This window comes from Chitinophaga sp. HK235 (assembly GCF_018255755.1).
Taxonomy (GTDB): domain Bacteria; phylum Bacteroidota; class Bacteroidia; order Chitinophagales; family Chitinophagaceae; genus Chitinophaga.
On record NZ_CP073766.1, the window covers coordinates 2,185,186 to 2,206,837 of the forward strand.

Below are 21,652 nucleotides of genomic sequence, written 5' to 3' on the forward strand. Positions count from 1 at the left end.
GATTTTCCCTGCTGCTTGATTTTGGCTTTTATTATGGCATTGTGTTACTGTTGAATGATAAGCTTATTTCCATTCCCGAAAGTATAATGTAATTCATTAGATCCCAGTCCCTGCAATACCTGCTCGAGGGTGAGCGATCTTTCAATTTCTCCGCTGAAAGTGGTCTTGGGCACTGCTCCCCGGAATTCCACTTCTATATTGTACCAGCGAGCCAGTTGCCGCATCACTGTTTTAATATCTGCGTCCTCAAACCAGAAGAAACCTTCTTTCCAGGCCATCACCGCTTTCAGATTAGCAGTTGAAACCGTGGTGCTTCCATCGGGCATTACAGCCGCTGTTTTGCCGGGCTGTAACAAAAGACTTTCCTGCCCGGTCTTTACTTTTATCAAACCCGATACCAGGGTGGCACTCATATGGCCTTCCTCCGGATAAGCATTAATATTAAAAGAGGTCCCCAATACCTGTATTGCTGTATTGTTCACTGTTACTATAAATGGTTGATGCGCGTTCGCGGCTACCTCAAAATAGGCTTCGCCGGTTACTTCCACACTTCTTTCTTTTCCGGTAAACGCTGTTGGATAGCGGATAGAGCTGGCAGCATTCAGCCAGACTTTTGTGCCGTCTGCCAATACCAGCCGGAACTGCCCTTGCCGTGGAGTACTCAACTGATTATAACCGACACCTGTTTCCTGTCCTTTTACTTCATACTGCAGGCTACCATTTTGCTGATGTACAGCCGCTATTCCCTGCAGGATAACCTGGTTGCCAGTGCTATCAAGTGTGATATGGGAGCCATCAGCCAACGTAAGGATCGCCTTACTCGAACCCGGCTGAACATCGGATATCTTCGCGATCGTATTTCCGGATGGCTCTTCGCTGTGATCAATAAAATAATAAGCGCCCACTGTCAGCAAGCCCGCCAGCACGGCCGCAGCCCATCCCCAGCGACGTATAAAATGGATCCGGTGAACAGCAGGCGGCATCTCACGTAAATCGTCAGGAGTCTGCCTGTCGGTCGACAATACCATTGCCAGTTCCCCCGCAACAAGCTCCTGGTCCAGCTTTTCCGCCAGGCCAGCTTCTTCGTTCATCCATGGACTTAATAATTCCTGCCAGTCATGCTCATCTCCTTCTCCGGCAAAACCAAACAGCTCCTCCTGTTCGGAGGCAGAGAGGTGGCCGGACTTATATTGTTCCAGTAAATAACTAAAACGGGATGCATCCATAATTCGAGATTCATAGTTAAAGTGGCGCGGGAAAAACAAACGTACTAATCTTCTAAAAAAAATATTTTCTGATAAGCAAAAAGCGGATGCCTATAACCTTCATATCCGGCTAAAAAACATCAGGTACACCAGTAGCCAGGGTAATGGATAACCTGCCTTCGTCAAATGTTCACGGATCTGCTTTAATGCAGTTACCAACGTATTCTTCACGGTGTTCACGGAGAGAGATAACTGTACTGCGATTTCGGAGGGTTTCAGCCCTTCTTCCCGGCTTAACTGATAAATACGCCGGCGCTGATCGGGCATTTGCTGAACGGCATCCCGCACCAGCTTCGTTATTTCAGCTACGGTCGTGGGTTCTGTCGTTGTTATTGACTGGCCTTCAGAAAAAACATCCTCATATACCTTGTTTTCGCTACGGAGTATCAACAGGTTTTTGCGTAGTATCGCTCTGCATTGCCGGCTGGCAATACGCAGCAGCCATCCCCGCATATGCCGGATTTCCACGAGCATATCGCGCTGCAGCCATACCTGCAGAAATGTTTCCTGCAGCGCTTCACGCACATCTTCATCATTAAGGGAAAATCGGCGAACCAGCGAAAATAACTGCGGGTAATAGTAGGAGAAAAAGACTCCAAAGGCTTGCTCATCGCCAGACGTTATCTGCTGAATAAGCGCATTTTCATTATCTAAAAAGTTGCTTGACAAATTTTAATGGTTGGTGTTCAATGGGGCTAAATTTAATGCAAAAAATTTGTCGTCCAAATAATTATTCCATTTTCCATGGTGTATATCTCCTGAGGTAGTCCGCACTGGCAGTGGCGCGCAGGCATCTGCCATATACTGACCAGCCAAGGTGTTATTACACTATGGATTTTTTCAGCAAGCGGTCTCTTGGGGAATGTAAGTAATGTTAATACAGTAGGTAAGCTTTAAATTCCAAGGCGAAAATGTTGTAAGAATATGATCGTTCTATGAACAGAACATTTGGAAACATATGAGAATTACTATCTGATTCAGATGCAAAGAAAATGAGGTTATACAAACGGGACCCGACTAAATACTCGACTAAAAAACAAAACCCCGCGCTATGCGCGAGGTTTGAAACTTGTCTGTGATCCCGCTGGGACTATATCAAAGGCTTAATTAGCGCCACTTTTCAAGGATTTAAAAGCTACTGTATCCGATTTTGTATCCTCCTGGTAGCTTATTTTCTACCAGTTTGGTCTTCAGATTCAAGAGTATCTATTCCTTTCGTGTAATCTGTTCGTGAATTAATTGCTTTTCACGCTCAAGCTCAGCTCTTAATTCTTCTTCTGTAGGGAGCACAAGTCGATACTTAGATGCAAAAAGTTGTTTATTTTCTTCAAGTATACTATACTTAACTATTGTGTGGTCCTTTTCAGCACAAAGAATAATTCCAATAGTAGGGTTATCTCCTTCTGTTTTCTTCAGATCCTCAAACATTCGGACATACATATCCATTTGTCCAATATCCTGATGTGTTAATTCATTTATTTTCAGGTCTATTAGTACAAAACACTTTAGAATATAGTTATAGAATACCAGGTCAATATAAAAGACTTTTGTGTCTGTTTTAATACGATATTGACGGCCAACGAACGAAAAGCCTTTACCTAGCTCTAATAAGAACGACTGTAAATTGTTGATTATCGCCGACTCAATTTCACTTTCTGAATACCCAGTTGGCCACTGCATCCCTAAGAACTCCAAAACATATGGATTTTTAATAATATCACTAGATGATATCTTCTCCATGTCCTGTTCATCTATTAAGGCAGCCCTTTTATTTTGTGTGGATAATAATCGCTCATAATAAAGCGTATTAATGTTTCGCTCTAGCTGGCGGGTACTCCAGGATTGTGCAGCGACTTCAGTTACATAATAATCCCTGGCAGTTGGGCTTTCTACACGCAGTAGTATTCGATAATGTGTCCAACTTAATTCGGGGCGCAGTGCGTCCCGAATTGGAAATGTCAGGAAAAATTGTCGCATACGTCGCAATTCCCTTTCGTCAAATCCTTTTCCAAATTCTTCGGTCAAGTGTTTTGCCAGCTCTTTTATAAGGAAAGTGCCATAATCAGCTTTTTCTTTTCCATTCTGCTCTTCCTCAACAACACGCTTTCCGATAAGCCAATAGGCTTCCACCATTGTAGAATTAATGGCGGCATATGCTTTTTGCCTGGCTGTAGAAAGCATATTTCTAATATCTGAGAGAAATGACTTCTTTAGCATAAAGCACGAATTATGTTCTGTAGTTCAAACTTACATGAAAAAATCTAGTAGAGATCCTTTTACATAAAGTAGGTTTCAGATGAAGGATACACTAATCCTAAATTTTTTTGTGTATCCTTTCAGATTCGTTTGATATGATTTATCTTTTTATCTAAAAACAGAAAAGCCGCATAAATCCCATGATTTAAGCGGCTTTAATTTTCTTTGATAATCTTGTGGTGATCCCGCTGGGACTCGAACCCAGGACCCATACATTAAAAGTGTATTGCTCTACCAACTGAGCTACGGAATCATTTTTCCTTAAACGGAGCGCGAAGATATTCAATTATTTAACACTTCCAAAAAATTATTGTTTTTTCCAGTGACTCATTTCTTCTGAAATAAAATAATTCACGAGGTCGGTGTACATTTTTTCGATCACATCAGGATCGAGGCCTTCCGTGGCAGCCCACTCCCGTCTTGTCTGCAGCATGGCTTTAAATCGTTCCGGTGCTTTTACTGCGGTGGCGTCGGTTTTAAATTTAGCAGCAGCCTGTACGTAAGCATAACGTTCGGCGAGCTGCTGGATGATATGATGATCGATGCGGTCTATCTCCTGGCGGATCTCGGTCATATCGGAGCATTCATGTGGCTGTTTCATGGGTGGAGCAGGATTTTGAAGTAAGGTAAAAATAATTTTTATTTCAACTGACACACTGTTGTCACCAGGTGGTTATTTCTTTGTTGGCATGAAAGGAACCGCTAACTTAACAACCATGAATGCTTTTGATATTACACAGCAAAGACTGCAATACCAGCACCTCCTGACTCCGGAATTCAGGGATCCGGCCGCGTTGGTGTCGTGGATGGGTGCGATACAGGCACAAGACTATGCAGCCTCCAAATGGGCCATAGGTCAACGTTTGAACGGCATTACCGAAACCATGCTGGACAATGCCATGGGCAACTGGTCCATTATCCGTACGCATGTGCTGCGTCCTACCTGGCATTTTGTGGCGCCCCAGGACCTGCGCTGGATGCTGGAACTCACCGCTCCCCGGATCAAAGCATTTTGTTCGTATAATGATAACCGTTGGGGTATCACTCCGGCAATGATTTCAAAGAGTCATAAAATACTGGAGAAACTGTTACGTGACAAACAACAGCTTAGCCGGCTGCAGATCGCGCCTGCCCTTCGTGAAGCGGGTATCTCTACAGATGAATATCGCCTGGGGTCCCTGCTGATGCATGCAGAACTGGACCGTATCATCTGCAGTGGTCCAAGGCATGGGAAACAGTTCACCTATGTACTGCTGGAAGAACACGTGCCTCCGGTGGCGCCTTTAAGTCGGGAAGCCTCCCTGGCTACGCTGGCCCTGCGATACTTTACCAGCCATGGCCCTGCTACCTTACAGGACTACGCCTGGTGGTCCGGACTGACAGTCACAGAAGCCAAAAGAGGACTGGACTCGATTCAGGACGAACTGGTATCTGTAGCGGTAGATGGTAAGACCTACTGGATGTCGCCCGATCAGCAGCAGCATCCGATCTCTCAGCCTTCCGTTTTCCTGCTGCCCGCCTTTGATGAGTTTACTGTAGCCTATAAAAAAAGAGATATCCAGCAATTGCTGATCAACGGCAGCCTCCCTCCTATGGCCAGCCTCGGGCCCGTGATAGTGGTAGATGGACAGATCACCGGCACCTGGAAACGCAGCGTCCGGAAAAATGATATACTCCTCGAACTGCAACCCATCCAACCACTGAAAAAATCATATCAGCCAGCGCTGAAGGCAGCCATTCAACAATACAGTGATTTCACCGGCTTACCCGTAAGCCTGAAATAAAAAATTTTAAAAGAATGATCATTCGATTATATTTGCACAACAAAAAAGAACGAACATTCGTTTTAAAATAAACAAAACAATGACTATCAATCACTTAAACTTAACCGTAAAAGATGTTTCCCAGGCCAGCCTCTTTTTCCAGACTTATCTCGGCTTTCAACATAACAGCGACACTCCACCCAACGACACCCTCGCCGTACTGAACGGACAAGATGGCTTCCTGTTGGTACTCATGCAGGAACGGCTAAACGAAAACGGGAACCACTCCTATCCTGATGCCTTCCACATTGGATTTTATCTGCCCGATAAAGCAGCAGTATACCATACCTGGCAACAGCTACAGGATGGCGGCATATTACTGACACAGGCTCCTAAACAGATCCGGAAAACATTCGGCTTCTACTTCCATTACGACAACATCATGATCGAAATCACCACTGCCAATAACAACTGACACATGGAAAACCTTAAACCCATCGGATGGTATCTCAAAGAAGCTGACAGCCTGATCACAGCCACCTTCAACAGTACCTTCGAAAGTATGGACCTTACCCGCTTTCACTGGCAGGTACTGAAAAATATCTCTACCCATGGTAGCATATCGCTGAATGAATATTACCCACAGGTGGCGCGTTTTATCACTCCTGAAACATTACAGGAAATAGTGGATATGCTCACAACCCGTGGCTGGATTACCTTTCAGGACAATATCTGCCGCTTTACGCATACTGGTGCAGAAGCCTTTGCCGACATGGCCGCCAGGCAACAAAAAGTCCAGGAAAAGATGCTGGAAGGTACTCGTCCGGAAGACTATACCCACACCATCCTTTTCCTGGATAAGATCATTCAGAACCTGAAAGCGGGGCTCTAAGGCATTTCCCAGAGGTTCAGCCATACCATCTGCTCTCCCTCACGGATAAATACAGCACTGGAATAACGGGTGTTTTCATTGGTTCCATCGTGCTGTATTTCTGTATAGGTAAGCAGCGCATGATGCTGAGTGGCATAGCCCTGCATATCCTTAATGGTTATACGCATTTCCGGATATTGTCCGAAAGTCGCTGGCAGCCAGGATGCCAGGTCCTGCCGGTCGCGTCTGACGCCGTTGGGCGATACCATCCGGAAGTCGGGGCTGATACGTTGTAGCACGCCTTCACTACCGGCAGCGGCTACACGCTCTTCCCCCTTGAACCAGGCTGTTATATGCTCACTAAACCGGATAACTTCTTCTTTTGCTTTACTGAGATTGTCCATATTACTTGATTTTATTTTTTTGTGGATGATGATAGGGAGATGACCAACGCGAGTCCCAGCAACTCCAGTGTTGCCAGGCATCCCAGGGTAATGCCCAACGCTGTTGGAGCAATAAAATGCTCCAGCAGGGCGAAAAACAAGGTTCCCAGCAGGGCCACACCCATTACGCCTCCCACCTGGATAGCTGTGCTCACAATACCTGCAGCCTGACCAGCTACCGGCCCTGGCATTGCTGCCAGTATGATACGCATGATGGAAGGCATTACTATACCGTGGCCTATGCCCGCGCAGAACAACCCTGCCTGTAATAGCAGACCCGGTTCCGGTGATTGTAGCAGACTTATCACCACCAGGCTAAAGCCCGTCACCAGCAGACCCTGCCCCAGGCCAATGATATAAGTGCCCAACCTCCTGGCCAGCATCGGGCTGATCAAAGGTCCCACAAAGAACCCCGCTGCATAAGGCAGCACCGACAACCCGGCTGACAATACATCATGGTGCAGCTCATGTTGTAAATAATAAGGATATACCAGAAAAAAAGCAGCGGTGTGATTATACAGATAAATGATGCCCAGCCCGTTTACAAAATGCCGGTCCCTGAACAAGGGTAGCTGTATCAATGGAGCCCGTCCACGTTTCAGCATAAGCTGTTCCGTATATACAAAACAGGCACCGGCCAGCACTGCCCCCAGCAAACACACAAATATCCATGCCGGCCAATGCGCCTCGCGCCCCATAATAATCGGGTAAATAAACAACAACAACGTCAGCGTGATCAGTAGCATACCCAGTATATCCAGCTGCTGCCGGAAAGGAGGCCGGTTCTCTTTTAGTATATACTTGCCCGTTATACCTGTAATAATGCCCACCGGTATATTGATCATAAACACGCTTTGCCAGGTCCAGCCAAAGATACCGGCCTCAACGAGCACGCCGCCCAACAGCTGCCCACCAATGGCTGCCAGTCCAAACACCGCCCCGAAAATACCCATGGCCAGCGGCTGCTCCTTAGCCGGAAAAATTACCCGGATAGTAGACAATACCTGCGGTGCCAGCAAAGCGGCCGACAAACCCTGTACAATCCGCGCCCCTATCAGCAAACGAATATCTGTTGCCATCGCACAAATACCGGAGGTGAGCGTAAACAACATCATCCCCAGCAAAAAAATACGTTTCCGTCCGTAAATATCTCCTAACCGGCCACCAGTCACAACAAATACCGCATAGGATGCCCCATAGCCAGCTATCACCAGTTGCAAAGCCCCCTCTGATGCGTTCAGTCCGCTTTTAATGGCCGGCAAGGCCACATTCACAATAAAAAAATCCAGAGGCGATAAAAATGCGCCCATGCAAAGCACTGCCAGTGCCCACCAACGGCGGTCATCCATTTCTTCCATAATAAATCTTCTGCTGTTATGCCCGCAAAGAAACTCCGGTTTGTACAATAAAAAATGGCACTTTAAAAGGTTTTGCCTGTACTTTTGCACTATGTTCAACAAACTGCTGCAGGAACCATACGATATCATATTGGAAGAACAGGAAACCTGGGAGGCTCCCCGCCAGCCACAGCCCTTCTTCCAGCTCGTGTATGTACGTGAAGGCCGGGGATACCATTATGTCAATGACAACCGATATGATTACCACCAGGGAAAATTGTTTTTGCTGTCGCCCAAAGACCGCTACCACTACGACATACAGGAGAAAACGGCTTTTACCGTTATTCGGTTCACCCAGCTTTTTATTACACAGCTGAAAGATGAAGTGTCGCGACTTGAGATGTGTGACTGGATGAAAAAGACCGACTACATCTTTAATAACCTCCACGCCAAAGCCGGCTGCATCTTCCACGACACGGCTGATCAGGACATGGCCCATGCATTACTCGGCAACATTACCCGCGAGCAACAGCTGCATGGTAAAGGGTACCAGCTGATCATCCGGCAATCAATTTCTATACTCCTCAATCTGATCGCCCGCAACCTGCTGCGCTCCGAATCTCCGGATGTACATGAAAACAGCGGCCAGTACTCCGTGCTCCGCATGATCAGTTATCTTCAGGAACATATTTATCATCCCGAGCGGTTACGCATGCACGTTTTGGCCGCATCTTTCAACATGTCGGTACATTACCTCGGTGAGTACTTTAAGAAACATACCGGTCAGAGTATACAGGATTATATCATCAGTTATAAGCTGAAACTGGTGGAGATACGATTGTCCTACAGCAATATGCGGGTGCGTGAAATAGCAGAGGAGCTGGGGTTTACAGATGAAAGTTACCTTTCCCGCCTCTTTAAAAAACACAGAGGGATCACTCCCGGCGCACACCGCAAACAGACCCGGAAACAGCTGCCGGCATAATTTGCAGATCGCCTTTCGCGTGGTGGCCTCCGGGTACCCAACATCTTCATGGCCAGGCTGACACAACGCCGTATTCAGTAGCTCTACTGATTGCTGACTGCCATACCTACTACTGAAACCCCGTAGTATTTTTGTGGTGGACGATAACCCCTGCAAACATGAAAACCCTCGTACTGGCGTTGCTTTTACCTGCTCTCTAAACAAAATATATACAGAAATTTAGCATATGGCATAATTTTCGCTTGCTGCTGGTCAAACCTAAAATTTTCCAAAATTTTAAACCATGAAACAGATAGTTTTAGCCTTAGCCACTGTAGTAACACTTTTCTCCTGCAGTAATAACAACAGCAGCGACACTGCTGCCGCAGTTGAAAAAGCAAAAAAAGAGACCATTGACTCCATCAATGCGATCAACGTTGCCAAACAGCAGGTGATAGATTCTATGAATGCCGTTAAGCACTCCGCACATAAAGGCAAAACAATGGAAGCAGCTACACCTAACAGCTATGCAGCTCCCAGCACTGCCGCCGCAGACAACACCCCGGCCCCGGCACCCGCTCGGGTAGCCAAAAAGAAAAAAGGCTGGAGCCATACTGCTAAAGGCGCTGTGGTAGGTGCAGGCGCAGGTGCCATCACCGGTGCTATCATCAACCCCGACCACGTAAAAGGTGCTGCCATCGGTACTATCATCGGCGCCGGCGTAGGAGCTGGTACTGGTGCTATCGTGGACCATGCTAAAAAGAAAAAAGCTGCCAATCAGTAAGTCCATTTAACATCCGGATATTAAAGCGTCTCCATGGAGACGCTTTTTTTATGCCATACGGCCAACAATGACTACTTTCGGGCACCAACACTATGAAGATTTATGCCACCCTGCAAATAGGAGACTTTCACCTCAACCACTGCGAAGACTATTATGTTATTGAAAACATCGGTACCAACAGGCTGCTGATGGCCGTTATGGACGGTTGCACCATGGCCCGCGACAGCTACTTCGCCTCCACCCTCGTTGCCCGTATCCTGAAAAAAATCTGTATCACGCAAGGATACCTGGAACTGTACAACCCAGGAAAACCTGACCCCAGCCTGGACGATCAGCTAAAACTGATCTTATCTGAACTCATGACCTCCTTAAAGCAGATACAGGAACAGCTGCTGCTGGAGCAACAGGACCTGCTTACCACCCTGATCCTCTTTCTGGCAGATAAAAAAGAAAACACCGGCATCATACTGGCCATCGGGGATGGATTGGTGAGTATTAACGGCCACCTCACCGAATTTGATCACGACAACAAACCAGATTATCTGGGTTTCCATCTTCATCACAACTTTGATCAATGGTATCTTTCCCTCACCCAGAAAATCTTCATTCCCAATATTCAGGATGTCAGTATTGCTACAGACGGTATCCTGTTCTTCAAACCCTGCCTCACTGTGGATATTCCGATGGAAGATCCGGTAGAACTGCTACTGCACGACAAGTCAGACATGGACAAGGAGGATATGCTTGACCGGAAACTGAAAACCCTCGAACATGTATATGGGCTAAAACCCACCGATGATATTGCCGTCATCCGGGTTATTCAGCAAACATAAACCTGTCCAGCGCTTTCCAGGGGCCACGCAGATAAGCCCAGGTAGCAAAACCGGTAGCAGTAATAGAGAAGGGAACAAACTCCTGCTTAAGTTGGGCATGCAGCTGCGCAGCCTTAAAGGCCGTTACTTTGTTCTGAATGGTAATATGTGGACGGAGTGGTTGCCGGTCCTGCCGTACCAGCCAGGGATCAAAAGCGGCTTGCAGGCTGGCATGCAGCTCCTGCAATTCTAATGAGCAAAGCGTATAGGCGACACCGGTACCAAAGTTAACAATGTCTTCTACCAGCAGTGAAAAAGACGATCTTCGGCTATTACACGCCAATACTTCCGGAATAGATGGTTCCATGCCCGGCAATTTATGAAACAACGTCACATGTGCCTGCAGGTAATTGGCATGCCCCGGAAAATGAGCCTCCCGCAGCCGGTTGAATACGGCCATATCGGAGGGTGCTATCTCCAGGGTGACGATTACCGGTTTAGGTTGTAGTAAATGCATATGTTAACATGCAAATTTAACAGCTTATGCCCATTGTAGCTTATTTATACTCCTTTTTACTTTATCTGGTACAAGGTTATGGTATTGCCATCGTCCTGTTTCTGCTGGGCTCCCGCTATTTACCGGCTCTCAGAGAGATCCGGCCCCGGTACTTGCAGAAGGCCAATATCATTGCAGGCAGCGCGGGCATTATATTCGTTTTACTTTCCCTGTTTCTGCATTGGCTGATGTATCTGTTTTCAGAAGGTTTTACCGACAAACCATTTGAGGACCACCCCATCTACCGACTGACGTTAATCGAATCCCTGTTCCTGAGTATTATTCCATTTTTTGTTTTTAAGCGCAAATGGGCTTCTTCCATTTGGTTCACCCTTGTGCTGGCCATAACGCTCAACTACATTCCTTTTGCTGAATATGTGACACTGCAGCTATTTATATTAACGGGAAATCCTCTCCATAGCAGATTGTACATGGGTCCGGAGTTTGGTATATATCAGCTATTAGCGGCACTTGGGTTCTTCTTTTTACCCTTGTTGCTCAGCCGCAAAACTACCCGCGGGTGATCAGGGCAAAAAAATCTTTTTTATAGGTCTCTGAAACAGGGATGGTAATACCGGCAATACGAATACCATCACGTTCTATACTGTCTATTTTGCTGATGGCTACCATATAGGACTTATGGACCCGGCAAACCTGCGCCGGTGGCAGTTTCTGCTCGAACCAACCAAAGGGCTGCAAGGTCATGATCTGCTTATGCAGCGTATATACTTTATGGTAGTCCCTTTTACCTTCTATATAAAGAATATCGTCCAACGCTACTTTTTCCAGCCGCCAAGACGTTTTTATGAAGATGAAGGAAGGCACTGCCGGCGCCTGACGTGACAGATTATGCTGTACTTTGTCCATGGCCTGCATAAACCGATCGAAGGTGTAGGGCTTTAACAAATAGTCGGTCACATTCAGTTCATAACCTTTTATAGCATATTCTTCGTAAGCAGTGATCAGTACTACTTCGCAGCTGGCATTGGCCGCTTCCAGCAGTTGTATCCCTGAAATCCCGCCGATGTTGATATCCAGCAGGATCAGCTGTACCGGATGTAACCGCAGGAATACCATCGCATCCATACCGTTATCAAATGTACCCATCAGCTGCAGATAAGGCAGCTTTTCTACATAGCCCTTCACCCGTTCCAATGCCAGGGGCTCATCTTCAACAATGATGCAATTGATCTTCATAAGTCTCCAATATCAGGTTTACTTGATAAATGCCTTGTTCACGGGTAATATGGAGCTGATGGCGCCCGGGATACAATAATGTCAGCCTTCTTTGCAACAGCTCATTGCCCAGCCCGTTGTGTTCCTGTCTGATGGCCGGCTGTGTACTGTACAGATTGCGGCAGTCAAACACCAGGCGTTCCGGCTCTATCTGCAGATGAATATGAATGGCATCTTCCGCCTTTTTATGTTCTGCATGTTTGAAAGCATTCTCTATATAGGAAATTAAAAGCATAGGGGCAATCATCCGGTTGCCAGGCTCTCCTTCTACCTGGTAGGTCACATAACTGGCATTGGACGAGCGTATCCGTTGCAGCGCGATATACTGATCGATATACATCAGTTCCCGCGAAAGCGGGATCTGCTCTGCCCTCGCTTCATACAACATAAAACGCATAATACCCGACAACTGGTTGAGATACAGGGAAGCCCTTTCTGCATCTTTGGAAATCAGTACATCAATATTATTGATCGTATTAAAAAGAAAGTGTGGGTTGATCTGTGCTTTGATCAGTGCCATGGAGATATCGAAGTTCTTTTTATTCAGTTCTTCCTTTAGTTTGATATCACCATACCAGCTGATAAAACCTTTCATGACCAGGCCGATAACACCATGTATGGCAGCCAGACAAGACAGCAGCAAAACCATCGTCAGGTCCTGCTGAAAGGTCATCCGGTTATTCCAGGGTAATAAAAAACAGGTAACCAGTGTACCGATGGCCAGAGCCGCCACCACACCGGCTATACAAAGTGTTCCTATCCGCTGTTTATTAAGATACCGGTTAAACAATACCGCATAAAAAGTATAGAACCCCAGCAAGCCCGGCGCAAAGCAGAAGATCGCTATCGGAGGGATGATGAAGATACCTGCCAGTTGCCAGGATAACATTCCTCCTTTGACAACCACCAGTGCAAAGCAGAGTATCAACAGGTAATACAGCAGCCAATAGCCTGTATGTAAAAGAATGACCGCGGATTTTTTCATAACCGAACTGTTGTTTTACCCTTTTTCTTTTTTGTTGATGTAAAACACGTATGCAAATATGCTGAACAGTAAAAAATAACCGGTAGCCAGCATCTGTATACTCACAGGACGGTCCACCGGATTAAAGCTGTTGTTGAACACGAGGACGCAATAAATGTAAGGAATTATAAAACTATATTTCCATTTAAAGACGATCATAGCGGCGATATAAAGGCCCAGTCCTACGCCGAGGGGCAGCAGGAAATTCCGGTATAGCAACCCCAGTAAATACTGCAGCGCCACTATCGGCAAACAGGCCACCAGAAACTGCCAGTTGCCATACAGGTATTTCACCCAGGGAAAAGCTTCAGCGGGAAAGGGAACATCCCGCACCAGCAATGCAGGCACTATGCCAGTAAGATAAATACCGATATTAAACAACAGAAAAAACTGCAGCAGCATCAGCAGGATAACCGTCAGTTTGGCCAGAAAGATAGTGCTGGGTCGCTGCGGTGTTACATGCAGCAGCTTCCAGGTGTTGTTCCTGGTCTCCAGCTGGGTAACCAGACTGGTGGTCAGTATCACCCCTATTGGCAGCAGAAAGAAGCCCATATATTGCCAGGCGTGGTTATAGAGCTGCTCCCATATATCGGGGGCTGCATTTGTTTTCCGGAGCTGATCAAAATAATAAAACCGGATGCACAACATGATCAGGGGTATAAACAGACCACCGGCAATGGTGAGCCAGGCTGCAGCACTGTGCCGTTTCTTCAGCCATTCGCTTTGAAGACTATAGATATAAGCAATCATAGGTTATGCATTGATGAGGTTCATAAAAATTGTTTCCAGGTCATTTCGGACAGCCTGTATACCAAAAACGCCTATGCCATGATGCACCAACAGACTGTTCAGCGCCGCAATGGTCTCTTCAGGCAGTGCCGGTATCCTGATCCGGCCGGCTTCGGCGCAGGCCTCCACCTGCTGGTGGCTAAGCAGTTGCAGCGCTGCCGCAGGATGGGTCGTATCCAGCAGGAATCCTTGTGTTTCCTGGCGTCTGCGGGCCAGTGCTTCCAGGCTGTCTTCAAACACTATCCTGCCTTTGTTGATAATACCGATATGAGTGGCCAGCCGCTCCACTTCGGGCAACAGATGGCTGGAGATGAGGATGGTAATACCTTGTTCGCGGTTGATTTTTTTCAGCAGCTCGCGCATTTCTATAATGCCGTTGGGGTCCAGTCCGTTGGTGGGTTCGTCCAGTATCAGCAGGGAAGGCTGGTGCAGCATGGCCATGGCCAGTGCCAGCCGCTGTTTCATTCCCAGGGAGAACTGTCCGGCTTTTTTGTTGGCCACCGCGCCCAACCCTACTGTTTGTAACACTGCGCCCACATTGGCTTTCGGGCATTGATAAATTTTCTGGAGAACAGACAGGTTTTCGGTAGCACTGAGATGCTCATATATCGCAGGGCTTTCGATCAGACAGCCTGTCCGGCGCATTACTTCCAGGCGGTGCCGGTCAGCCGGATGGCCCAGGATATGGATAGTGCCGGCCTGTTTTCGTAACAAGCCGGCCAGCAGGCGCAGCGTCGTCGTTTTGCCGGCACCGTTAGGACCCAGGAAACCATAGATGGCCCCTTCCGGCACCAGCAGGCGAACATCCTGCAATATTGTTTCCTTTGAGGAAAAACGGTAGCTGAGTTGGTGAGCTTCAAGTGCGTAATTCATATGCAGGTTATAGATGGCTGGCTCAAAAATAGGCTGTCCGTCAGCACGATGGACGGCTACTTTGTGATTCCGGCAGCTTTTTCTGCGTAAGGGGTAAAATGTTCTGCAAAATGGTCCGGCAATAAAATTTTACATGGTAGTTTATGGAGTCTGGGGTATATTTAAGAAAGGTCGGCGATCAACCGCCGGCAGATAAAAAATATCAGTTCACCAAAAGCAGTATTATATGACCTTTCAAAACCGCACTATTTTTATTACCGGGGCCAGCAGAGGCATCGGTGAAGCCATTGCCCTCAAACTCGCTGCTGCCGGCGCCAATATCGTTATCGCTGCCAAAAGCGTGGAAGAAGATCCCCGCCTCGGAGGCACTATCTTCTCTGTAGCCGCTGCTGTAGAAAGGGCTGGGGGCAAAGCCCTGCCCATACAGGTAGATATCCGCGATGAAGCCCAGATACAACAGGCCGTTCAGAAAGCTGCAGACACTTTTGGCGGCATCGATGTAGTGATCAACAATGCTTCCGCCATACAGCTCACCAACACCGAACAAACGCCCGCCAAACGTTTCGACCTCATGTATGATATCAATGTAAGAGGTACTTTCCTGGTCACCCAGCATTGTATACCCTATCTGAAAAAAGGCAACAATCCGCATATCCTCACTTTGTCTCCGCCGGTAAACATCACACCACAATGGCTGGGGCCACATGTAGCCTATACGATCAGCAAGTACAATATGAGCATGCTTACCCTGGGATGGGCCGAAGAGCTGAAATCCTATGGCATCGCTGCCAATTCCCTGTGGCCGGCTACTACCATTGCTACAGCTGCTATCAAAAACCTGCTGGGAGGCGACGCAATTATAAAAGTTAGCCGCAAACCATCCATCATGGCCGATGCAGCATACTATATACTGGATAAACCGGCCGCGTCCTGCACCGGCAATAACTTTATTGATGAAGCGGTATTAAAAGCAGAAGGTATTACCGATCTGGCCCACTATGCCGTGACACCCGGTGGCAGGTTACAGCCGGATCTCTTTTTATAACAAATCACCAGCTGGGGAAAAATATACTGGTACCGCCTTCAAAATTATCGACGAAGTTCTGCCGGAAAAGAAGAGGCGTCTCCGTCTCTTCTTCCTTACAGGGCTCAATAAATTCATAGGCCAGCAATACCTCGTCTATAGAGAAGTACAACTTGTTGTTGATAAATTCTTCATAAAAACGGGAGTGCATCTGCTTTCGCTGGTAACCGTGTTGCTCCCAGTAAAGCACTTCCTTGTCGGGGATAACAGTACGATATTGAATAATCTGAAAGTCAATAGTGATCGGCCCATGGTTAAAACTGCTTTCAATATCGGTTCGCTGGGCCTGAGCGAGGTTTTTCTCCGTCTCTGTCTGCCGTATTAGCGGCATCAGATCCTGCATATTGCCGGTGAGCAGCATATCGTCTTCCTGTTTACCAAACAAATGTTCATAAAGACGAAGATGCGGCACACCGGCAAAAATAAAAATAGAAAACAGTTCATCCGGATAAGACAGGCTGGTCAGCAGATGCCGATGTCTCTCTATAAAACCAGGACATGCCTCCAGCTCGTGCAGGTCGAAGTATTCCGCCATGCCTACCACAGGGGCAGCACAAGGTTTTACGTGAAAAAGGTCCAGCCCCATCTTAACTATTTATCCTCCTGTAATATCACTTTATAAGCAGAAGATACAAATGTTTCTGCTTTAGGCTCTGTGATCACCTGCATATACATTTTATCCGGTGCCGGATTCGTGAGTTTGTAGTGCACGGTAGCAGTACCGTTTTCGGCAAAGTCAATAGCCGTGACTGTTATCTGGTAACCTGAATTAGGTTTGCTACCCCGGGAAACAACAATACTGTTGACATTTGTATTCACGGGTGTAGTGGTGAAAGACACCGCTTCCTTTTCCTGGTTGCCGCCCTGGCGTTCTTTAAAGGACTGTACAAACGCGGCTGCTTTTTTCACCATGGCCTCCGCCTCTGCCGGTGTAATGCTGGCTTTGGGACGGAAGTTACCGTTCTCCAGCGCCACTACTCCGAATTTGATCAGGTTTTGTACAGCATTGTTGCCTTTCCCTTTGGTAGTGAAGGCAGCAGCATCTTTGATATTGATCCACATCATATTCACGGGGTATGGCCCAGTGTGTTCGATACCTTCTTCCAGTGCCACGGCAAACTGTTCACGGGTCATCGGCACATTAAAACGCTGGCTGCGGGCCAGGGTAATGCCATTATTCGCCGCAATGATCACCGCTTGTGCATAAGAAGCTTTGTTATCTGCATTGGTGCAGTAGTCGGTTGCTTTAGGCTCTTTGATAAACCGGATATTGTCAATATTGAGGCCCAGCCCTTTTACAATGAGCTCGATTCCCTGGCCATAAGAGAGCTGCTGGGCCGGTTTTCCCTGTTGGATACCGTCAGCGGCCACCGCTGATGTGGCCAGCGCCGGAGTGATGAAAACATTCTTCTCCCGGCTGAAAAGCGGCTGGCTCTGGAGTGTCAGGCAAACGAGTGGCAATGCAATAACAGTACGTCTGTTCATAGGAAAATAAAATTTAACTGTGCGCAAATGTAATTTTTTAAAATTATGTATGTTGTTATTTTACCCATAGTTGACGTATCACACCTGGCAAAAGTTACAATATCATTGTAAATTTAATAAACCACAGTAGTGACATATGCAAAAAAAATCAACGCTACCTGCTGCCGGCACGCTGCCCAAACTGGCTTCACCCGCATTACGCGCACTCAACAATGCAGGATACACCTCGCTGGAACAATTATCGAAGGTCACCGAATCCGCGCTGCTACAACTGCACGGCATGGGTCCCAACGCCATCACCAGGATTAAGGAAGCCCTGCAGGAGCAAGGACTCACCCTGGCAAAGGAAAAATAATGACTGCGCCAGGCATAGGTGCTGTAACCTAAATATGATAACTTTATGATCACAGTAAATGTTTAAGCAGCACGCATGAAGTGGTACATCATATAAACGAAAACGAGGCAGGCCCGGCATCTTTGGATACAAACAAAATTATACAGATGAAAAAAAATGTGCTTGTTTTTGGCTTGATTGCAGGTGCCATTATCAGCCTGATGATGGTCGTCTCCATATTATGGTGTTATAACGATCCCAGCTTCAAAGGGAATATGGTGCTCGGTTATGCCGGGATGCTGGTTGCCTTCTCTTTTGTTTTTGTGGGCATTAAAAACTTCAGGGATAAATACAACAATGGCGTTATCTCCTTCTGGAAAGCCTTTAAAGTAGGGCTGTTGATATCACTGGTAGCTGCCACCATTTATGTGGTGATATGGCTCATAGATTACTACCTGTTTATTCCCGACTTCATGGATAAATACAGCGCACATATGCTGAAAGAAGCCCGTGAAGCCCACGCCAATCCGGTCACTCTTCAGGAAAGATTACAGGAGATAGAACATTTCAGGGAGCTGTATAAAAATCCGCTGTGGGTCATTATCATCACTTATTCGGAAGTATTACCCATAGGACTGGCTGTCACCCTGATCAGTGCTATGATCTTAAAACGCCGGAAAGGTAACGATACCTCTACCATGATCACTCACTACTAAAAATCATTGATATGAAAATAGCCATGACAGGGGTTTATGTAAACGATCCGCTGGAAGCCTTTAAATATTATACCGAAACACTTGGATTTCTTAAAAAGATATTTATGCCGGAAGCCATGCTGGCTGTTGTGGTATCACCGGAAGCACCGGACGGCCCCGCCTTGCTGCTGGAACCCTCCGATCACCCCATTTCAAAAGCCTATCAGCAAGGGCTATACGCAGCAGGCATCCCCACTATCGTAATGGGCACCCAAACCATAGAAGATGACTATGCCAAGCTGAGCGCCAAAGGAGTCGTCTTCCGCAAACCGCCTACCATAACAGACTGGGGCATGGAAGCTGTATTTGAAGACAACTGCGGGAATCTGATTTCGTTATCTCAAATCTCCCAGGGCTGAAGCCCTGGGCTAAAAATCCATGCCAACAAGAAGTTAAATACTAATCTGTCAATTGCTAGTACTATCTTACCGAACGCCTGATCTTCCCGCCACTAACATTATTAATTTTTTAATTTCACATAGATGCCCATAAAAACAGCAGATATGTTGATAAATACCTCATTCAGAAAATACTCCTGGGTCCCGGTCTTTTTATTGTTTGCGACTACTATACATGCACAATCGACAATTCCTCCTGCTGTTGAAAGGCCAGCGGACATTACTGCTCAGTGGGCTGACAGAGCGCAATGTAGCGGCCTGGCAAGCAAGCCAATAAACGGCAATGTTTTATGGTATCGTAACCCCGCTCGTCTGTGGGAAGAAGCATTACCTATAGGCAATGGCCGCATAGGCGCCATGATATTTGGCGGCGTGGCAGATGAACGTATACAGCTAAATGAAAGTACCTTATGGGACGGCTATCCTATGGATGCCGACAATCCCGCAGCCTTGAAAGCATTGCCTGAAGTAAGGCGGCTCCTTTTTGAAAACAAAAACAATGAAGCGGTAAAGCTTGCCAGCGCCACCATGCTGGGTAAGCCTGAAAGGATAAAGCCCTATCAATCGCTGGGCGAAGTGTGGATCGATCAACCCGTAATAGCTGCTGAGCATTACAGTCGCAGTCTTGATCTCGCTACCGCGGTGGCAACGGTAAAATATATATCTGATGGCGTGGAATATACCCGTGAAAATTTTGCCTCTCTCGCTAACGATGTTGTTATTGTAAGGTTTACCGCGAGCCGTCCAGGTAAAATTAATTTCAGGCTCGTGCTCAAAAGGCAGCAAGACGCACAATGCCTCCCGGATACTGCCGATCCGGCAGCACTCATCCTGGAAGGCCGCCTACCTATAAAGGATCAAGGTGGAAATCCCCGCGGGCTGCGATTTGCAGCGCGTGCTAAAGTACTCAACAGTGGAGGAAATGTTTATGTGAAAGATGGAATTTTACATATTGAGAATGCCAATAGCGCTACGCTGTTCATAACAGGCGCCACCAATTATCCCGGCCTGAAAAATCTTACCAATGGGATTACTGCTGTTGATACCGATCCGGTACAGCAATGTCGGAGCAAGGCGGCAGCTGTTGCTCCTAAATCATATACAGCCTTAAAATCGGCGCATATAGCGACATACAAACAGTATGCGGATAGAATGACTTTACATTTTGACACAGATGATGTACAGGCTACCCATCTACCCACAGATGAACGCCTGGAGCATGCAAGGCGCTTAGGTGCTCCTGATGCCGGTTTGGTAGAATTATACTTCCAGTTTGGTCGTTATTTGCTAATCTCGAGCTCGCAGCCAGGATGTATGCCCGCCAACCTGCAGGGGATCTGGGCGTGGCAGATGACCCCTCCATGGAACGCCGACTATCACACCAACATTAACGTACAGATGAACTACTGGCCGGCAGAAATCACCAACCTAAGCGAGCTTCACGGGCCACTGTTCGATCTGGAAGAACAGCTGGCAAAGCCGGGAGCGCGAACAGCCCGTCAGACATATGGCGCCAGGGGCTGGGTAGTACATCACCTTACAGATGCCTGGGGCTTTACCGCACCAGCAGATGGCCCACAGGGAATATGGCCGATGGGGGCTGCGTGGTTGGTGCAACATCTTTGGGAACATTACTGTTATACCGGCGACAAAAAATTTCTGTTGCAAAGAGGTTATCCACTGATGAAAGGTGCAGCTGAGTTTATGCTTGACTTCCTGGTAGAAGCTCCCGCAGGAACTGTCTGCCCAGGTAAACTGGTAACTAATCCCTCTTACTCTCCGGAAAATATTTTCAAGCTCCCCGATGGCACTAATTCTGTATTCACCTACGGCGCCACCATGGATATAGAAATTATTCACAACCTACTGAGTAATTGTATCGCGGCAGCAGAAACACTGGGCATAGACCGGGCTTTCAGAGATCAATGTGCCACAGTATTGAAACGCCTGGCGCCTGTACGTATTAGTCCGGTTACTGGCCGTATTATGGAGTGGGCAGAAGATTATAAGGAAGTAGAACCACATCATCGTCATACCTCCCATTTGTTTGGACTTTATCCTGGCAATCAAATTACGACGGAAGGTACTCCTGATCTTGCTGCGGCAGCACGTAAAACCCTGGAAGGCCGCGGAGATGATGGCACAGGGTGGAGTCTCGCCTGGAAAGTCAATATGTGGAACCGCCTTCACGACGGGAACCACGCATTTAGTTTATTATCAGGATTGATCACTAAAAAAACATTACCCAATCTATTCGATAATCATCCGCCTTTTCAGATCGATGGCAATTTCGGTGCTACAGCTGCTATTGCAGAGATGTTGTTGCAAAGCCAGCATAAACGAAGCGATGGTACTTTTGAAATAGAGTTTTTACCCTCACTTCCCGATGCGCTGGCCAGCGGTCGTGTTTCAGGACTTTGTGCACGCGGCGGATTTGTGGTGAATATAGAATGGCGGCAGGGAAAACTGGTAAAAGCATCTATTTTATCAAAGCTTGGAGGCCCATTGAATATCAGGATGGGTAATAAATCTTTTAGTTATAACACCCGGAAAGGTGAACTAGTAAAGCTTAACAGCCAGTTAATAAAAGTGATATCGTCTTAGACGTTGTTTTAAAAACCAG

Annotated in this window: 25 protein-coding genes and 1 tRNA gene; 12 read left to right on the top strand and 14 right to left on the bottom strand. The window is 47.0% G+C overall.

What is annotated here, in order from left to right:
• Positions 1-44: 44 nt before the first annotated feature.
• The 5 genes from KD145_RS07030 to KD145_RS07050 form a co-directional block, all read right to left on the bottom strand.
• Positions 45-1,226: a FecR family protein gene (locus KD145_RS07030; RefSeq protein ID WP_212005197.1), complete on the bottom strand. Its 1,182-nt coding sequence runs from the start codon at positions 1,224-1,226 to the stop codon at positions 45-47.
• A 99-nt stretch (positions 1,227-1,325) separates the two neighbouring features.
• The gene (locus KD145_RS07035) at positions 1,326-1,934 is read right to left on the bottom strand and encodes an RNA polymerase sigma factor (protein ID WP_212005198.1); all 609 of its coding nucleotides are present in this window, start codon (positions 1,932-1,934) and stop codon (positions 1,326-1,328) included.
• Positions 1,935-2,471: 537 nt separating this feature from the next.
• Positions 2,472-3,482 carry a YhcG family protein gene (locus KD145_RS07040; RefSeq protein ID WP_212005199.1) on the bottom strand — a complete coding sequence of 337 codons (1,011 nt, stop codon included), beginning with the start codon at positions 3,480-3,482 and terminating at the stop codon, positions 2,472-2,474.
• A 216-nt stretch (positions 3,483-3,698) separates the two neighbouring features.
• Positions 3,699-3,774 (bottom strand) — tRNA-Lys (locus KD145_RS07045).
• A 54-nt stretch (positions 3,775-3,828) separates the two neighbouring features.
• On the bottom strand, positions 3,829-4,122 hold the full coding sequence (locus tag KD145_RS07050; protein WP_212005200.1) for an isochorismate lyase: 294 nt from the start codon (positions 4,120-4,122) through the stop codon (positions 3,829-3,831).
• A gap of 88 nt (positions 4,123-4,210) precedes the next feature.
• Here KD145_RS07050 and KD145_RS07055 point away from each other — a divergent pair, with 88 nt between their 5' ends.
• The 3 genes from KD145_RS07055 (at position 4,211) to KD145_RS07065 (ending at position 6,176) form a co-directional block, all read left to right on the top strand.
• Positions 4,211-5,305, top strand: coding sequence for a winged helix DNA-binding domain-containing protein (locus KD145_RS07055; protein ID WP_212005201.1), 1,095 nt, complete (start codon positions 4,211-4,213; stop codon positions 5,303-5,305).
• Positions 5,306-5,384: 79 nt separating this feature from the next.
• Positions 5,385-5,759, top strand: a complete 375-nt coding sequence (locus KD145_RS07060; protein WP_212005202.1) for a VOC family protein — start codon at positions 5,385-5,387, stop codon at positions 5,757-5,759.
• Between the two features lie 3 nt (positions 5,760-5,762).
• The gene (locus KD145_RS07065) at positions 5,763-6,176 is read left to right on the top strand and encodes a MarR family winged helix-turn-helix transcriptional regulator (protein WP_212005203.1); all 414 of its coding nucleotides are present in this window, start codon (positions 5,763-5,765) and stop codon (positions 6,174-6,176) included.
• Here KD145_RS07065 and KD145_RS07070 read toward each other — a convergent pair.
• Both KD145_RS07070 and KD145_RS07075 read right to left on the bottom strand, forming a co-directional pair.
• Positions 6,173-6,559, bottom strand: coding sequence for a DUF4440 domain-containing protein (locus tag KD145_RS07070; protein WP_212005204.1), 387 nt, complete (start codon positions 6,557-6,559; stop codon positions 6,173-6,175). The genes KD145_RS07065 and KD145_RS07070 overlap by 4 nt on opposite strands.
• An 11-nt stretch (positions 6,560-6,570) precedes the next feature.
• On the bottom strand, positions 6,571-7,956 hold the full coding sequence (locus tag KD145_RS07075) for an MFS transporter (protein ID WP_212005205.1): 1,386 nt from the start codon (positions 7,954-7,956) through the stop codon (positions 6,571-6,573).
• 91 nt (positions 7,957-8,047) lie between these two features.
• Here KD145_RS07075 and KD145_RS07080 point away from each other — a divergent pair, with 91 nt between their 5' ends.
• From KD145_RS07080 to KD145_RS07090, 3 genes are all read left to right on the top strand, one after another.
• Positions 8,048-8,920 carry an AraC family transcriptional regulator gene (locus tag KD145_RS07080; protein WP_212005206.1) on the top strand — a complete coding sequence of 291 codons (873 nt, stop codon included), beginning with the start codon at positions 8,048-8,050 and terminating at the stop codon, positions 8,918-8,920.
• A 283-nt stretch (positions 8,921-9,203) separates the two neighbouring features.
• Positions 9,204-9,683, top strand: coding sequence for a hypothetical protein (locus KD145_RS07085; protein WP_212005207.1), 480 nt, complete (start codon positions 9,204-9,206; stop codon positions 9,681-9,683).
• A 92-nt stretch (positions 9,684-9,775) separates the two neighbouring features.
• On the top strand, positions 9,776-10,516 hold the full coding sequence (locus tag KD145_RS07090) for a protein phosphatase 2C domain-containing protein (protein ID WP_212005208.1): 741 nt from the start codon (positions 9,776-9,778) through the stop codon (positions 10,514-10,516).
• Here KD145_RS07090 and KD145_RS07095 read toward each other — a convergent pair.
• A complete protein-coding gene (locus KD145_RS07095; protein WP_212005209.1) occupies positions 10,500-11,012 on the bottom strand; it encodes a 2'-5' RNA ligase family protein in 513 nt (170 codons plus the stop codon). The two genes, KD145_RS07090 and KD145_RS07095, sit on opposite strands and share 17 nt — an antisense overlap.
• Positions 11,013-11,038: 26 nt before the next feature.
• On the opposite strand from KD145_RS07095, the gene KD145_RS07100 reads away from it, so the two are divergent.
• Positions 11,039-11,575 (top strand): hypothetical protein, encoded by a 537-nt coding sequence (locus KD145_RS07100; protein WP_212005210.1) that lies wholly within the window; start codon positions 11,039-11,041, stop codon positions 11,573-11,575.
• Here KD145_RS07100 and KD145_RS07105 read toward each other — a convergent pair.
• The 4 genes from KD145_RS07105 to KD145_RS07120 are packed head-to-tail and all read right to left on the bottom strand — an operon-like array spanning position 11,562 to position 14,973.
• Complete coding sequence (locus tag KD145_RS07105) at positions 11,562-12,248, bottom strand: LytTR family DNA-binding domain-containing protein (RefSeq protein WP_212005211.1); 687 nt, start codon at positions 12,246-12,248, stop codon at positions 11,562-11,564. The two genes, KD145_RS07100 and KD145_RS07105, sit on opposite strands and share 14 nt — an antisense overlap.
• On the bottom strand, positions 12,223-13,272 hold the full coding sequence (locus tag KD145_RS07110) for a sensor histidine kinase (protein WP_212005212.1): 1,050 nt from the start codon (positions 13,270-13,272) through the stop codon (positions 12,223-12,225). Before KD145_RS07110 ends, KD145_RS07105 begins: the two co-directional genes overlap by 26 nt.
• 15 nt (positions 13,273-13,287) lie before the next feature.
• The gene (locus KD145_RS07115) at positions 13,288-14,061 is read right to left on the bottom strand and encodes an ABC transporter permease (RefSeq protein WP_212005213.1); all 774 of its coding nucleotides are present in this window, start codon (positions 14,059-14,061) and stop codon (positions 13,288-13,290) included.
• 3 nt (positions 14,062-14,064) lie between these two features.
• Positions 14,065-14,973, bottom strand: coding sequence for an ABC transporter ATP-binding protein (locus KD145_RS07120; protein ID WP_212005214.1), 909 nt, complete (start codon positions 14,971-14,973; stop codon positions 14,065-14,067).
• A gap of 226 nt (positions 14,974-15,199) precedes the next feature.
• Between KD145_RS07120 and KD145_RS07125 the strand changes: the two genes are divergently transcribed.
• Positions 15,200-16,018 carry an NAD(P)-dependent oxidoreductase gene (locus KD145_RS07125; protein WP_212005215.1) on the top strand — a complete coding sequence of 273 codons (819 nt, stop codon included), beginning with the start codon at positions 15,200-15,202 and terminating at the stop codon, positions 16,016-16,018.
• 4 nt (positions 16,019-16,022) lie between these two features.
• On the opposite strand, the gene KD145_RS07130 is transcribed toward KD145_RS07125, so the two are convergent.
• Together KD145_RS07130 and KD145_RS07135 are read right to left on the bottom strand one after the other, a co-directional pair.
• On the bottom strand, positions 16,023-16,643 hold the full coding sequence (locus tag KD145_RS07130; RefSeq protein WP_212005216.1) for a hypothetical protein: 621 nt from the start codon (positions 16,641-16,643) through the stop codon (positions 16,023-16,025).
• 5 nt (positions 16,644-16,648) lie between these two features.
• Positions 16,649-17,542 (bottom strand): protease complex subunit PrcB family protein, encoded by an 894-nt coding sequence (locus tag KD145_RS07135; protein ID WP_212005217.1) that lies wholly within the window; start codon positions 17,540-17,542, stop codon positions 16,649-16,651.
• 136 nt (positions 17,543-17,678) lie between these two features.
• Here KD145_RS07135 and KD145_RS07140 point away from each other — a divergent pair, with 136 nt between their 5' ends.
• The 4 genes from KD145_RS07140 (at position 17,679) to KD145_RS07155 (ending at position 21,633) form a co-directional block, all read left to right on the top strand.
• Positions 17,679-17,897, top strand: coding sequence for a DNA-directed RNA polymerase subunit alpha C-terminal domain-containing protein (locus KD145_RS07140; RefSeq protein WP_212005218.1), 219 nt, complete (start codon positions 17,679-17,681; stop codon positions 17,895-17,897).
• Between the two features lie 146 nt (positions 17,898-18,043).
• Complete coding sequence (locus KD145_RS07145; RefSeq protein ID WP_212005219.1) at positions 18,044-18,592, top strand: DUF4199 domain-containing protein; 549 nt, start codon at positions 18,044-18,046, stop codon at positions 18,590-18,592.
• 11 nt (positions 18,593-18,603) lie between these two features.
• Entirely contained in the window at positions 18,604-18,990 is a 387-nt protein-coding gene (locus KD145_RS07150; protein WP_212005220.1) for a VOC family protein, read from the top strand.
• A 144-nt stretch (positions 18,991-19,134) separates the two neighbouring features.
• A complete protein-coding gene (locus KD145_RS07155) occupies positions 19,135-21,633 on the top strand; it encodes a glycoside hydrolase N-terminal domain-containing protein (RefSeq protein ID WP_212005221.1) in 2,499 nt (832 codons plus the stop codon).
• Positions 21,634-21,652: the final 19 nt, after the last annotated feature.

What these genes read in the sequence shown, in the direction of transcription:
- KD145_RS07055 (WP_212005201.1), top strand. Translation starts at nt 4,211, where the DNA reads ATGAAAGGAACCGCTAACTTAACAACCATGAATGCTTTTGATATTACA.
- KD145_RS07085 (WP_212005207.1), top strand. Translation starts at nt 9,204, where the DNA reads ATGAAACAGATAGTTTTAGCCTTAGCCACTGTAGTAACACTTTTCTCC.
- KD145_RS07120 (WP_212005214.1), bottom strand. Translation starts at nt 14,973, where the DNA reads ATGAATTACGCACTTGAAGCTCACCAACTCAGCTACCGTTTTTCCTCA.
- KD145_RS07090 (WP_212005208.1), top strand. Translation starts at nt 9,776, where the DNA reads ATGAAGATTTATGCCACCCTGCAAATAGGAGACTTTCACCTCAACCAC.
- KD145_RS07075 (WP_212005205.1), bottom strand. Translation starts at nt 7,956, where the DNA reads ATGGAAGAAATGGATGACCGCCGTTGGTGGGCACTGGCAGTGCTTTGC.
- KD145_RS07110 (WP_212005212.1), bottom strand. Translation starts at nt 13,272, where the DNA reads ATGAAAAAATCCGCGGTCATTCTTTTACATACAGGCTATTGGCTGCTG.
- KD145_RS07030 (WP_212005197.1), bottom strand. Translation starts at nt 1,226, where the DNA reads ATGGATGCATCCCGTTTTAGTTATTTACTGGAACAATATAAGTCCGGC.
- KD145_RS07140 (WP_212005218.1), top strand. Translation starts at nt 17,679, where the DNA reads ATGCAAAAAAAATCAACGCTACCTGCTGCCGGCACGCTGCCCAAACTG.
- KD145_RS07040 (WP_212005199.1), bottom strand. Translation starts at nt 3,482, where the DNA reads ATGCTAAAGAAGTCATTTCTCTCAGATATTAGAAATATGCTTTCTACA.
- KD145_RS07125 (WP_212005215.1), top strand. Translation starts at nt 15,200, where the DNA reads ATGACCTTTCAAAACCGCACTATTTTTATTACCGGGGCCAGCAGAGGC.
- KD145_RS07080 (WP_212005206.1), top strand. Translation starts at nt 8,048, where the DNA reads ATGTTCAACAAACTGCTGCAGGAACCATACGATATCATATTGGAAGAA.
- KD145_RS07105 (WP_212005211.1), bottom strand. Translation starts at nt 12,248, where the DNA reads ATGAAGATCAATTGCATCATTGTTGAAGATGAGCCCCTGGCATTGGAA.
- KD145_RS07115 (WP_212005213.1), bottom strand. Translation starts at nt 14,061, where the DNA reads ATGATTGCTTATATCTATAGTCTTCAAAGCGAATGGCTGAAGAAACGG.
- KD145_RS07070 (WP_212005204.1), bottom strand. Translation starts at nt 6,559, where the DNA reads ATGGACAATCTCAGTAAAGCAAAAGAAGAAGTTATCCGGTTTAGTGAG.
- KD145_RS07050 (WP_212005200.1), bottom strand. Translation starts at nt 4,122, where the DNA reads ATGAAACAGCCACATGAATGCTCCGATATGACCGAGATCCGCCAGGAG.
- KD145_RS07060 (WP_212005202.1), top strand. Translation starts at nt 5,385, where the DNA reads ATGACTATCAATCACTTAAACTTAACCGTAAAAGATGTTTCCCAGGCC.
- KD145_RS07065 (WP_212005203.1), top strand. Translation starts at nt 5,763, where the DNA reads ATGGAAAACCTTAAACCCATCGGATGGTATCTCAAAGAAGCTGACAGC.
- KD145_RS07150 (WP_212005220.1), top strand. Translation starts at nt 18,604, where the DNA reads ATGAAAATAGCCATGACAGGGGTTTATGTAAACGATCCGCTGGAAGCC.
- KD145_RS07155 (WP_212005221.1), top strand. Translation starts at nt 19,135, where the DNA reads ATGTTGATAAATACCTCATTCAGAAAATACTCCTGGGTCCCGGTCTTT.
- KD145_RS07145 (WP_212005219.1), top strand. Translation starts at nt 18,044, where the DNA reads ATGAAAAAAAATGTGCTTGTTTTTGGCTTGATTGCAGGTGCCATTATC.
- KD145_RS07130 (WP_212005216.1), bottom strand. Translation starts at nt 16,643, where the DNA reads ATGGGGCTGGACCTTTTTCACGTAAAACCTTGTGCTGCCCCTGTGGTA.
- KD145_RS07135 (WP_212005217.1), bottom strand. Translation starts at nt 17,542, where the DNA reads ATGAACAGACGTACTGTTATTGCATTGCCACTCGTTTGCCTGACACTC.
- KD145_RS07100 (WP_212005210.1), top strand. Translation starts at nt 11,039, where the DNA reads ATGCCCATTGTAGCTTATTTATACTCCTTTTTACTTTATCTGGTACAA.
- KD145_RS07095 (WP_212005209.1), bottom strand. Translation starts at nt 11,012, where the DNA reads ATGCATTTACTACAACCTAAACCGGTAATCGTCACCCTGGAGATAGCA.